At 64.3% G+C, this 12,140-nt stretch carries 10 protein-coding genes and 1 pseudogene; 6 read left to right on the forward strand and 5 right to left on the reverse strand.

The window, feature by feature from the left end:
- A partial coding sequence (locus H928_RS25570; RefSeq protein WP_043338077.1) for a DUF6531 domain-containing protein occupies positions 1-1,451 on the reverse strand: 1,451 nt, incomplete at its 3' end.
- Between the two features lie 349 nt (positions 1,452-1,800).
- Here H928_RS25570 and H928_RS0100550 point away from each other — a divergent pair.
- Positions 1,801-2,385 carry a YSC84-related protein gene (locus tag H928_RS0100550; RefSeq protein WP_021024725.1) on the forward strand — a complete coding sequence of 195 codons (585 nt, stop codon included), beginning with the start codon at positions 1,801-1,803 and terminating at the stop codon, positions 2,383-2,385.
- Positions 2,386-2,471: 86 nt separating this feature from the next.
- Here H928_RS0100550 and H928_RS25575 read toward each other — a convergent pair whose 3' ends face one another.
- Positions 2,472-3,050, reverse strand: coding sequence for a hypothetical protein (locus H928_RS25575; RefSeq protein ID WP_148292981.1), 579 nt, complete (start codon positions 3,048-3,050; stop codon positions 2,472-2,474).
- Positions 3,051-3,113: 63 nt separating this feature from the next.
- Here H928_RS25575 and xdhC point away from each other — a divergent pair, with 63 nt between their 5' ends.
- The 3 genes from xdhC to H928_RS0100570 all read left to right on the forward strand — a co-directional run bounded on the left by xdhC (position 3,114) and on the right by H928_RS0100570 (position 7,054).
- Complete coding sequence (gene xdhC / locus H928_RS0100560; RefSeq protein WP_027010367.1) at positions 3,114-3,929, forward strand: xanthine dehydrogenase accessory protein XdhC; 816 nt, start codon at positions 3,114-3,116, stop codon at positions 3,927-3,929.
- Between the two features lie 339 nt (positions 3,930-4,268).
- On the forward strand, positions 4,269-5,507 hold the full coding sequence (locus H928_RS0100565; protein WP_021024728.1) for a urate hydroxylase PuuD: 1,239 nt from the start codon (positions 4,269-4,271) through the stop codon (positions 5,505-5,507).
- 158 nt (positions 5,508-5,665) lie between these two features.
- Positions 5,666-7,054, forward strand: a complete 1,389-nt coding sequence (locus tag H928_RS0100570; protein ID WP_021024729.1) for a GntP family permease — start codon at positions 5,666-5,668, stop codon at positions 7,052-7,054.
- Between the two features lie 75 nt (positions 7,055-7,129).
- On the opposite strand, the gene H928_RS0100575 is transcribed toward H928_RS0100570, so the two are convergent.
- Entirely contained in the window at positions 7,130-7,330 is a 201-nt protein-coding gene (locus H928_RS0100575) for a hypothetical protein (RefSeq protein WP_021024730.1), read from the reverse strand.
- A gap of 220 nt (positions 7,331-7,550) precedes the next feature.
- The gene (locus H928_RS0100580) at positions 7,551-9,104 is read right to left on the reverse strand and encodes a fumarate hydratase (protein ID WP_021024731.1); all 1,554 of its coding nucleotides are present in this window, start codon (positions 9,102-9,104) and stop codon (positions 7,551-7,553) included.
- A 352-nt stretch (positions 9,105-9,456) separates the two neighbouring features.
- Here H928_RS0100580 and fumC point away from each other — a divergent pair, with 352 nt between their 5' ends.
- On the forward strand, positions 9,457-10,848 hold the full coding sequence (fumC, locus tag H928_RS0100585) for a class II fumarate hydratase (protein WP_021024732.1): 1,392 nt from the start codon (positions 9,457-9,459) through the stop codon (positions 10,846-10,848).
- A 107-nt stretch (positions 10,849-10,955) separates the two neighbouring features.
- Positions 10,956-11,795 carry a hypothetical protein gene (locus tag H928_RS0100590; protein WP_239644862.1) on the forward strand — a complete coding sequence of 280 codons (840 nt, stop codon included), beginning with the start codon at positions 10,956-10,958 and terminating at the stop codon, positions 11,793-11,795.
- Between the two features lies 1 nt (position 11,796).
- On the opposite strand, the pseudogene H928_RS31970 reads toward H928_RS0100590, so the two are convergent.
- Positions 11,797-12,140, reverse strand: a pseudogene (locus H928_RS31970) (MFS transporter); the annotation flags it as partial.

Raw genomic sequence — 12,140 nt, forward strand, 5'->3', positions numbered from 1 at the left:
TGGTTGTAGCTGCGCTGCACCGTACTGCCATCCGCTCTTTGGTGCTCTACGAGCCGCGCCAGGCCCGCCTCGCCTTGGAAGATGTAGCTGTCTACGCGGCCCAGGCTATCGGTGACCACGCAGGCCCTGCGCGGCTGGCCGTTGGCTTCGGGGAGCACCTGGTAGGCAAACTGGTAGTCCAGGCCCTCCTGGTTACGCTGGGCAATGGCCTGGCCGCCCGGTTCATAGCGGTCGTAGGCGTAGTGGTGCTCGGGGCCGCTGCGCTTTTGGTGGAAGACCATCAAATGGTTGCGCCAGGCAAAGCGGCGGGGGGTGTGGCCGTGGCGGTCTTGCACCTCAAGCAAGTCACCCTGGGCGCTGTAGCTGTAGTGCACCAGGGTGATGGGTTCCGTTTGATCGGTGGCGGCGGGGTCGCGTGCGAGGCGGATGCTGGTCAGGCGCACGCCGCTGTCGGCTTGCCAGAAGAAGTGGCCATCGGCGTGGCTGTAATGCTGGGCATCCTGCGCGGGCAGGATTTGCTGGTAGTGCAGCTGGTAGTGGCGGCCCACACCATCATCGATGCCGGTGATGCGCTCCTGGCCCAGCACCTTTGACCAGTGGTAGCGCTGTTTGCGGTCCAGGCGGTCTATCTTGCCCAGCAAGATCCAGTTCGGGTCAGGATCGGGTGCAGATGAAGGAACTGCTGCCGTCTTCTCCTTCGCCGCATTGCCCGTAGCCGCATCCGCCTGCGCGGCCGCACGCGCCGCTTCGATCGCCTGCCAGTTAGCCGGCGCAAGCACCCAGACGGTGTCGCCATTGCCCGTCGAGGCAAAGACCAGCAGATCACTGCAAGCCATATCGCGCCCGATCCAGGCAAAGCGGCCTTGCCACCATAGAGGGGCTTGGCCTGGGTGCTGCTTTGCGTTGGCGTTTGCGTTTGCGTTTGCGTTTGTGCTGTGCGGTCCCTCTGCACTGAATCTTGCAGCGCCCGTCATCGCGGCCAACTCCTGCGAGAGCCCTCCCGCGTGCATGCCTGAGCGCAGCAGCCAGATATCTTCGCTCGCGCTGTAGATCGATTCGCCCGGCGCCAGCGCATCAAAGGTGATGGTTCGGCCCTGGCTGTCGTGCAGCAAGGTGGCGCTTGCCTGCATCGATATCCGCAGCTCCATCGGCAGGCCCCAGCCGTAACCGAGCATGCCGCAGTAGCCGCCTTGTTCGGCATTGACGTAACTACTGTACTGGCGCTGCCAGACGAGCGGCATGGCGCCGGGCAACGCAAAGTCGAGGTCAGAAGCACCGGACAGAACCTTGGCGCCTAGCTGCGGGTTGACGGGGTTGCCGACTGCTGTGCCGCTTGGGCATACCGAGCAAGCCACCCCGCCCTGGGTGCCGATCAGGACCGTGCGCGAGCCCGTGACGATGGGTGCGTATTTGACCTTGGCCTCGATGCGGGCGGCGGGCTTTCCTGACATGCAAGTTCCAATCGAGAAGTGATAGTAAATAGTTTAAATCTACCATAACGATGAAGTCGATTGGATTGAGCACGCGATGCGTGAGGCAGTCACAACGGGCTCATACCGCCTGACTGGATTGAGTTGACGAGGGTGCTATTAGAGAGCCGATGTGAGCCAAGGCGTCATCCTTCATCGGCCCTTGACCTGTCTCAAACGCGCATCGCCAAAACTGTAGGCCGAAGCCGCAAGTTGCGGCTGCGGCCTTCCAGCGTCATCGGGGATGGCTACTATTTGCTCCTAGGCGCATCGCAGGATTCACAGCGGTGCCAACCTGATTGACATAACAGCAAATTTCAAAGGAGTAGGTATGCAACGTTTTTCCATGCGCACCCTGGGTGTCGCCGCTGCAGTGGTTGCCGGCGCTCTGTCGATGGCGGCCTGCACGGTCACCAAGCCTGAAACCAGCAATGCGCCTCGTGCCGATGAGACGTCGGTAGACGCCCGTGCCAACGCCGCGCTGGAGCGCCTGTACCAGACCGCCCCTGGCTCCAAGGACCTGGTCGCACGCTCCAAGGGCGTGCTGGTGTTCCCATCGGTGATTGGTGGCAGCTTTGTGGTGGGCGTGGAGCACGGCCGCGGCGTGCTGCGCGTGGGCAGCCGCAGCGACAGCTACTACAGCACCACGGGCGCGTCGATCGGCTGGCAGGCCGGTGGCCAGTCCAAGGCTGTGATCTATGTGTTCAACACGCCCGAAGCGCTGGCCAAGTTCCGCCAGAGCAACGGCTGGTCAGTGGGTGCAGATGCCACCGTGGCCGCAGGCCGTGTTGGCGCCAACGGCAGCATCGACACCACCTCGGCCCAGGCCCCGGTGACCAGCTTTGTGCTGAACAATGCCGGCCTGGAAGCAGGCGTGTCGCTGCAAGGCGCCAAGATCACCAAGATCAAGGAATAAGGCAGCGCCCACCGCGTCTGCAAAGCACAAACCGGCCAGCAGGCCGGTTTTTTTGCGCTTGTCGCGCCTGTCCTATGCCTGCCTTTTTACTGCTGGCCTTCGCTCAAGGTGTGCAGCTGGAACTTGCCCGAGGCATCCCAGAGCCAGGTCTCGGTGTAGGAGACCATGACTTCGCCGTGGCGCAAGTGCTGGGGGGCGGGAAAGGGCGCAGCGGCCTGCACCAGTGCCTCGATCAGGGGCGGCACTTCCTGGGCCTGCGCGGGCTCGCGCATCCAGTTCATGTCCTGGATATGGCCGTCTTCATCGAGCAAGAGCTCCAGCACGCCGATGGCATAGAGCATGGGCGGCAGCATGCCCGGGTAGATGCGCTCGGCGTAGCGCTCATACAGGTGCTGGGCGCAGCGCTTGCGGTAGGCCTCGTCGGCGACCGGGTTGAGCACCGAGTCCTGCCCATCGGCCTCCGGGGACCATTGGGGCATGCGCGCGCCGGGCAACTGGGTCAGCACCGACAGATAGCTGTCCTGGTCGTCGTCCTGCTCGGGGGCGTGGGGCGGCTTTGCGGGCCCGCCGGCTGCTGCCCGTGGGGGCGCGGGCGACGTTTGCGGTATACGAAAAAGCGTATGCCAAAGTCGTGACAGCAGGGAGGTGGAGGGTCGATCGCTCATGGTACAAATCCGTCTATAGCGGCCCTGCAGTATGGCAGGCCGATCTTCATCATGGAACAAGGCATGCCCGTACTGCAGCAATTATTGGCGCGCCTGGCGACGCAGGATGCCTGTCTGGTCCAGGTGGAGTCTACCCAGGGATCGGCTCCGCGCGACGCCGGTGCCTGGATGGCCGTGTTTGCCCAGGACCAGCTGGGCACGATTGGCGGTGGCCACCTGGAGTGGCAGGCCGCCAACAAGGCCCGCGATCTGCTGGCCCGTGGCGGCGCGCCGCAAAGCGAGCGCTTTGCGCTGGGCCCGCGCCTGGGCCAATGCTGCGGCGGCGTGGTGCACCTGCGGTTTCAGCGCATTGCGCAGGCCGACAGCGAACCGCTGGCGCAGCAGCTGGCGCCCGAGTGCAGCCCCGTGGCGGTGTTTGGCGCGGGCCATGTGGGCGCAGCCCTGGTGCAGGTGCTGAGCAACCTGCCGTTAGCCATTACCTGGGTGGACAGCCGCGAGGCGCTGTTTCCGCCCGCGTTGCCGGCCAACGTGCAGACCGAGTATTCCGATCCGATCGAGGGTGCGGTGGCCGCTCTGGCGCCGGGCAGCAGTGTGTTCATCCTCACCCACGACCACCAGCAGGACCTGCAGATCACCCAGGCCTGCCTGCAGCGCCAGCGCCAGCACGGCGATCTGGACCTGATCGGGCTCATTGGCAGCGCTACCAAGCGCGCCAGCTTTGCGCACCGGCTGGCCGAGCGGGGTTTTGCCGATGCGGAGTTTGCCCGCATCACCTGCCCGATCGGGCTGCCGGGCATCCAGGGCAAGGCCCCGGAGGTGATTGCGATTGCGGTGGCCGCGCAGCTTTTGCAGCATTTGCAGCGAACGCAGCATGCCTGATGGGTCTTCCCCCCTGGGCAGGTGCTGCGTATGCGGTGTAGAGGCCACCTGCAGCGGGTTTGCTGCGTTGCATCAGGGTTTTATCTAGGGGCTGTGCAGCTTTTTGCCGACCTTTGGGCGGCAGAAATTGCATACACTTTGAGTCTACAAAAGGTCGCAGCGGTGCCCCGGTCATCCCGATGATGGCTGTGGATTGCGGCCTGTCTGCTGCTCAGATCGCCCGCCGTGGTGAGCAGGTTCAACAAGTGGCCGGTGCCTCCACGCTGGCTGCTTGATGAGGAGAGCGGGCATCACCCCTCCCTCGCACTGGCAGACCCCACGCTGCCAAGGATGAGAGCAATGGAAGGCTATATCCTCGATTGGGCGAACCTGTTGTTGCGCTGGCTGCATGTGATCACAGCCATTGCCTGGGTCGGTTCGTCGTTCTATTTTGTGTTCCTCGACAGCAGCCTGACCCCGCCCGAAGACGAAGACCTGAAAAAGCAGGGTGTGAGCGGTGAGCTCTGGGCCGTGCATGGCGGCGGCTTCTACCACCCGGTCAAGTTCAATGTCTCGCCGCCCAAGCTGCCCGACCACCTGCACTGGTTCTACTGGGAGAGCTACACCACCTGGCTGTCGGGCTTTGCGCTCTTGACGGTGTCCTACCTGTGGAACGCCAATATCTACCTGGTCAACCCGGCCGACCCCAATGCGATGAGCGCGCCACTGGCGGTGTTCACGGCGCTGAGCTTTCTGGCGGTGTTCTGGCTGCTGTACGACGGCATCTGCCGCGTGTTTGGCTTCAAAAAGCATGGCGATGCGATCGTGGGCGCGATGGTACTGGTGCTGGTCTGCATTGCCGCGTACCTGGCCTGCCATATCTTCCCGGGCCAGGCGGCCTTCTTGCTGATGGGCGCGATGCTGGCCACCTCGATGAGCGCCAACGTGTTCTTCTGGATCATCCCGGGCCAGCGCACCGTGGTGCGGGCGCTCAAGAATGGCGACCCGGTCGACCCCATCTACGGCAAGCGCGGCAAGCAGCGCAGTGTGCACAACACCTATTTCACGTTGCCGGTGCTGTTTGCGATGCTGTCCAACCACTACGGCTGGCTCTACAACCAGAAGTACAACTGGCTGGTGCTCATCGGCATGATGTTTGCCGGCGCGGCCATTCGCCAGTTCTTTGTGCTGCGCCATGGCCACAAGCTCGGCCGCAACAAGCACCCCTGGCCTTATGCGCTGATCGGCGTGCTGGTGATTCTGGGCGTGATCGCCTGGCTGCGCCCCGGCCCCAAGCCCGCAGCAGCCGCTGCGCCCGCATCGGCCCCCGCCAGCCAGCCCGCCGCTGGCGCCGTGCCCTATGGTGAGGTGGCCAAGGTGTTTGCCCAGCGCTGCGTGCTGTGCCACAGCGCCACGGGCTTGGCGCAAAAGAATGTGAAACTCGACAGCCCCGGCGAGGTGGCCCAGCACACCCAGCAGATCTACCAGCAGGTGGTGGTGCTGCGCAAGATGCCCTTTGGCAACCCCGATGGGCTGAGTGCCGACGAGCGCGATCTGGTCAAGCGCTGGTTTGAATCCGGCGCCTCTACCGCGCCTTGATGGCGGGTGGCAGGGAGCGGGGCAGCCGCCCCGCCCGCCGAAATCCGACTACAGCCTGGGGTGGCTGATCGGCGTAGGATGGGAGGGTTGGGGCATGCCCAAGCCCCTCTTTGCGGTGGGTGGCTGGGGATGCGTGTCACAAATCCACATCTTCTCGCATGTCAAATTTCGATATCCAATTGCTGCTGACCGCCTTGGTGAGCGTGCTGGTGCTGGTGGCGCTGATTGTTTCGCGCATCCGCATGCACCCCTTGCTGGCCTTGCTGATCGTCTGTATCGGTGTGGGCTTTGCCACCGGCATGGCGCCCGGCGACATTGCTAAGAACATCACCAATGGCGCGGGCAAGACGCTGGGCGCGGTCGGCGTGGTGATTGCGCTGGGCGCGATGCTCGGCAAGATCCTGGCCGATTCGGGCACCACCGAGCGCCTGGCCAGCGCCATTCTGCGCCACACCTCGGACCGCATGATTCCCTGGGCGATGACCCTGGTGGCCTTCATCATCGGCATCCCAATGTTCTTCGAAGTGGGCCTGGTGGTGATGCTGCCGCTGATCTTCAGCGTGGCGCGCAAGCTCGAGAGCCGCGAGAACTTCAAGGGCTCGGCCTATGTCTATGTGGGCGTGCCGGTGATTGCGGCGCTCGCCTCGATGCACGGCATGGTGCCGCCCCATCCTGGCCCGCTGACCGCCATTGCGACCTTGAAGACCACGGTGGGCCCGACGATGCTCTACGGATTTTTGGCCGCCTTGCCCGCGATGGTGCTGGGCGGGCCGCTGTACGGCGCCTTCATCACGCCGCGCATGACCACCCGGCCTGAGCAGGCGCTGCTGGACCAGTTCACCGAAGCCAAGCCCGACAGCGGCAAGGACCAGCCCGGCATTGCGATGGGCGTGCTGTCTGCCCTGCTGCCTGCGCTGCTGATGCTCGCCCATGCGCTGGCCGAGATGGCCTTGCCCAAGGGCTCGGCCCTGCTGCAGGTGGCCAGCTTCCTGGGCAACCCGCTGATTGCAATGCTGCTGGGTGTGCTGTTTGCCGCCTTCACCCTGGTCTACCTGCGCGGCGGCGATGCAGAAAAGCTGCGCGACACCCTGGGCGCCAGCCTCAAGCCGATTGCCGGCATCATCATGATCATTGCCGGCGGCGGCGCTTTCCAGCAGGTGCTGACCAGTGCCAAGGTGGGTGACGCCATCGTGCACCTGACGCACCAGTTTGCGTTTCCGCCGCTGGTGCTGGGCTGGCTCATTGCGATGCTGCTGTCGGTCTCGACCGGCTCGGCCACCGTGGGCATCGTGGGTGCGGCCGGTTTGCTCGCGCCGCTCGCCGCTGCCGACCCCAGCCTGAACCTGCCTCTGCTGGCGCTGTCGATCGGCTGCGGCTCGCTGTTCTTCAACTATGCCAACCATGCCGGTTTCTGGATGGTCAAGGAATCCTTTGGCATGACCATGGGCGAGGCGACGCGCACGATCACCGTGGTGCAGTCTATCGTCTCGTTCGTGGGCCTGTTGATGGTGCTGCTGTTCAACACCTTGCCGTCGCTGGGCGGCTAGCGCCTTTTCCGATAAGCAAAAGGGCCGCAGCAGCAATGCTGGCGGCCCATTTTTTTGCGCACAAGGGCGCTGCGCTCAGTCGGCCGGCTTGTCTTGCGCAGGCGCGTCGCTGCTGTCCGCGCCGGTCGCTGGCTCCTGCTCGGGGGCGTCGCCATCAGCGCCTTCCGGCGCGTCCGAGGCATGCCCGCTGGCCTTGCGCAGGGCTTTTTCTTCCTTTTTCTTCTTCTTTTCCAGCTCGCGCTGGCGCTTTTCATACTGGTAATTCGGCTTGGCCATGTTTTTTGTTCCTTATCGGTGTGCAGCCTCCACCATACAGCATGCGCCGTACTCGGGGCGCCGCCATAGGATTGTTTGAAGGCCGCAATGGGTAAAGTGGGCGGTTTGGGGGCCTGGCCGAGGCGGTCAGGATGTAGGTGCTGCTCCCAGCAGCTGGGAATGCGGGCTGCAGGCAGCAAAAAACCGCCCGAAGGCGGTTATGGGGAGCGGTGCCGGACGATCAGGCGCCTGCCACTTCAATGCCCTTGAATTCGCCGGTGGCAATCTTTTCCTTCCAGATCGCCGGGCCGGTGATGTGGGCGCTGGTGCCGCCGGCATCCACGGCGACGGTTACGGGCATGTCGACCACGTCGAATTCATAGATCGCTTCCATGCCCAGATCGGCAAAACCGACCACCTTGGCCTGCTTGATGGCCTTGGAGACCAGATAAGCGGCGCCGCCCACGGCCATCAGGTAGGCCGACTTGTGGTTCTTGATCGCTTCGATGGCGACCGGGCCGCGCTCGGACTTGCCGATCATCGCGATCAGGCCGGTCTGCGACAGCATCATGTCGGTGAACTTGTCCATGCGGGTGGCGGTGGTCGGGCCGGCAGGGCCAACGACTTCGTCACGCACCGGGTCCACCGGGCCCACGTAGTAGATCACGCGGTTGCTGAAGTCGACGGGCAGTGGCTCGCCCTTGGCCAGCATGTCCTGGATGCGCTTGTGGGCAGCGTCGCGGCCGGTCAGCATCTTGCCGTTGAGCAAGAGGGTGTCGCCCGGCTTCCAACTGGCCACTTCTTCTTTGGTCAGGGTGTTCAGGTCCACGCGCTTGGACTTGTTGTAGTCCGGTGCCCAGTCGATCTTGGGCCAGGTGTCCAGCGATGGGGGATCGAGGTACACGGGGCCGGAGCCGTCCATCACGAAATGGGCGTGGCGGGTGGCGGCGCAGTTGGGGATCATCGCCACGGGCTTGGAGGCCGCGTGCGTGGGGTACATGTTGATCTTGACGTCCAGCACCGTGGTGAGGCCGCCCAGGCCCTGGGCGCCAATACCGAGGGCGTTGACCTTCTCGAACAGCTCCAGGCGCAGCTTTTCCACCTGGTCGAGCTCGGCACCGCTGGCAGCTTTTTGCTGCAGCTCGTACATGTCGAGGTCTTCCATCAGGCTTTCCTTGGCCAGCAGCACGGCCTTTTCAGCGGTGCCGCCAATGCCGATGCCCAGCATGCCCGGTGGGCACCAGCCCGCGCCCATGGTCGGCACGGTCTTGAGCACCCAGTCGACGATGCTGTCGCTGGGGTTCATCATGATCATCTTGGACTTGTTCTCCGAGCCGCCGCCCTTGGCCGCCACGGTCACATCCAGCTTGTCGCCCGGCACGATCTGCACATTGATGACGGCGGGCGTGTTGTCCTTGGTGTTCTTGCGGGCGAACTGGGGATCGGCCACCACGGAGGCGCGCAAGGTGTTGTCGGGGTGGTTGTAGCCCCGGCGCACGCCTTCGTTGATCGCGTCTTCCAGGCCCATCGTGAAGTCTTCCCACTTCACATCCATGCCTACCTTCAGGAACACGTTGACGATGCCGGTGTCCTGGCAGATGGGGCGCTGGCCGGTGGCGCTCATCTTGGAGTTGGTCAGGATCTGGGCCATCGCATCCTTGGCCGCCGGGCTTTGCTCGCGCTCATAGGCCCGTGCCAGGTGCTGGATGAAATCCGGTGTGTGGTAGTAGCTGATGTACTGCAGGGCGCCCGCGATCGAGTCGATCAGGTCCTGCTGACGGATGGAGGTGGTCATCGTGCTTGTGGGGTGGGTTTTGGATTGCGCAAGGCTATGGTGCCGTTGGCGCTCGGTATCACGGGGGCAATTATCGGCCTTTCGCCAGGCCGGTGGTGGCAAATGCCCGATAAGTCTTCTAGAAGACTCAGGTGTCGCGCAGGTGTCGAGATGGCGCAAGAGCATGCGCCCAGTATGGCTGCTTGATGCAGATGAGAACGGCTGTCATTGCCTGCGTTAGGATGCGATGCCGCGCCCGCTTTGCCGCAAAGCGGGCGGCATCCTATTTACGAATCCTGCGGCCCACCAGCCACACGCTTACCAGCCAGACGAGCCGCGTTGCAATTGTTGAGATACAAGGAGTGATCCAGACATGACAGCTACCCGCCAGGAAAAAGACACCTTCGGCCTGATCGATGTGCCGGCCGACAAACTCTGGGGTGCCCAGACGCAGCGCTCGCTGCAGAACTTTGACATCAGCGGCGAGAAGCAGCCCGGCGAGATCATCCACGCGCTGGCGCAGGTGAAAAAGGCCAGTGCCACCGTCAACCACGCGCTGGGTCTGCTCGACGAGAAGAAGGCCAAGGCCATCAATGCGGCGGCCGACGAGGTGATTGCTGGCCAGCACCCCGATGAGTTCCCGCTGGTGGTCTGGCAAACCGGCTCGGGCACGCAGACCAATATGAACGTCAACGAAGTGCTGGCCAACCGCGCCAGCGAGCTGCTGGGCGGCGAGCGCGGCGAGTCGCGCCTGGTGCACCCCAATGACGAGGTGAACAAAAGCCAGTCCAGCAACGACGTCTACCCCACCGCCATGCATGTGGCCGCCGTCACCGCCATCGAGCGCAAGCTGCTGCCTGCGCTGGAGAAGCTGCGCCGCACCCTGCAGGCCAAGAGCGAGGCCTTCAACGACATCGTCAAGATCGGCCGCACCCACCTGCAGGATGCGACGCCGCTGACCCTGGGCCAGGAGATCTCCGGCTGGATGGCCCAGCTCGAACACGGCGCCAAGCACATCAAGTCGGCGCTGCCCCATTTGTATGAGCTGGCGCTCGGCGGCACCGCCGTGGGCACGGGCCTCAACGCCCCCAAGGGCTATGCCGAAGGCGTGGCCCAAGAGCTGGCCAAGCTGACCGGCTACCCCTTCATCACCTCGCCCAACAAGTTTGAATCGCTGGGCTCCTGCGACGCGCTGGTGTTTGGCCATGGCGCCCTCAAGACGCTGGCCGCCAGCTTGATGAAAATCTCCAACGATGTGCGCTGGCTGGCATCGGGCCCGCGCAGCGGCCTGGGCGAGATCTCCATCCCCGAGAATGAGCCGGGCTCGTCGATCATGCCGGGCAAGGTCAACCCCACGCAGTGCGAGGCGATGACCATGCTCTGCGCCCAGGTGTTTGGCAACGATGCCGCGATCAATGTGGGCGGTGCCTCGGGCAACTTCGAGCTCAATGTGTTCCGCCCCATGGTGGCGCACAACTTCCTGCAAAGCGTGCGCCTGCTGGCCGATGGCATGGTGAGCTTTAACGACCACTGTGCCGTCGGCATCGAGCCCAACCGCGAGCGCATCACCGAGCTGGTCAGCCGCTCGCTGATGCTGGTGACCGCGCTCAACACCCATATCGGCTACGACAAGGCGGCCTATATTGCGAAGAAGGCGCACAAGGAAGGCAGCAGCCTGCGCGATGCCGCTGTGGCCAGCGGCCATGTGACGGCCGAGCAGTTTGACCAGTGGGTCGTGCCCGAGCACATGGTCGGCAATCTGTAAGCGTCCAGACGCTTGACCGTTCCTGGGCCCGCATCGCTGCGGGCCTTGTGCTTTTACACTGGCGGTTTCTGCCATTCCCCTTTGGACCATTCATGCCCTCAGAGCCCATGCAAGCGTTGACCGCCTCTTCTCCGCCCGGCACAGGCTTGCCCGAAGGCGGCGTGGATATCCATGTGCTGGCGCAGGCGCTGGGCGTGCCGGTGTTCGAGACGCCCTGGCATATGCCGCAGTACCAGTTGGGCGAGCAGGGCGCCTGGCGGCTGCTGCGCGGCGGCATGGGGCTGGACAGGGGTTACTACAGCGGCAGCTGCGTCTATGGGGGCTCTACCGCGCTGTTGCGCCAGAGCGCACAAGGCGGCTGGGACACGTGGATGTCGCTGTCGCCTTTCGAGATCGAGAGCCAGGAGCTGGCTTGCCGCCATGCGCATGGCCACACGGTGGTCATGGGCCTGGGGATGGGCTGGGTGATGGCCAATATTGCGTTGAACCCGGCCGTGGAGCGGGTCACCGTGGTCGAGCGTGATCCGGAGGTGATCGCGCTGTTCCAGCATATGCAGGTGCTGGAAGGCTTGCCGGCAGAGGCAGCGGCCAAGATTCATATTGTGCAAGCCGATGCGCTGCAATGGCGCCCAGCGCCGCAGCAGCCGGTGGACTTTCTGTATGCCGATATCTGGCTGCAACTGGCCGAGCCCCAGGCGCTGGCCGAGGTGCAGCAGATGCAGGCAAATGTGCAGGCGAGCCAGCTGTATTTCTGGGGCCAGGAGTGGGTGCTGGCTGGGCCCTTGCAAGCCCTTTGGGGCAGCCCAGCCTGGGCTGATGTGCTGGCACAGGCGCTAGCCGACACGCGCCTGCCCTTGCTCAGCGCCGTGGACGGCGGATTTGCACCCTGGGTGGAGCGCATCTGGCGTGAGCGCCTGGCACGCAGGCCTGCTCCAAGCATTCGGTGATCTAGGCCCGCGCCCGCGCCGCCCAGGCCGAGCGGCCGCCTTGCCAGGCCAGCAGCGCCAGGGTCAATAGCATCGCCACATTCACGGCCTGCCAACCCAGGGTCTGGATCAGCACGCCGCAGCTGAGCGACATCAGCGCGGCGCTGCCATTGTTGGTCCATTCCATCATCGGCTGGGCCTGGGGGCGCTCCTCGGGGTTGCAGGCCTGGTTCAGCAGGCTGGTGCCGGCGAGGATCATCAGGTTCCAGCCGGCGCCCAGCAGCAAGGAGCTGAGCAAGAACGGCACAAATTCCGTGCCGATCAGCGCCACGCCTGCGCTGGCGGCCAGCAGCGCCGCGCCCAGCC

The sequence above is a fragment of the Comamonas sp. B-9 genome (assembly GCF_000410635.1).
GTDB lineage: Bacteria > Pseudomonadota > Gammaproteobacteria > Burkholderiales > Burkholderiaceae_C > Comamonas.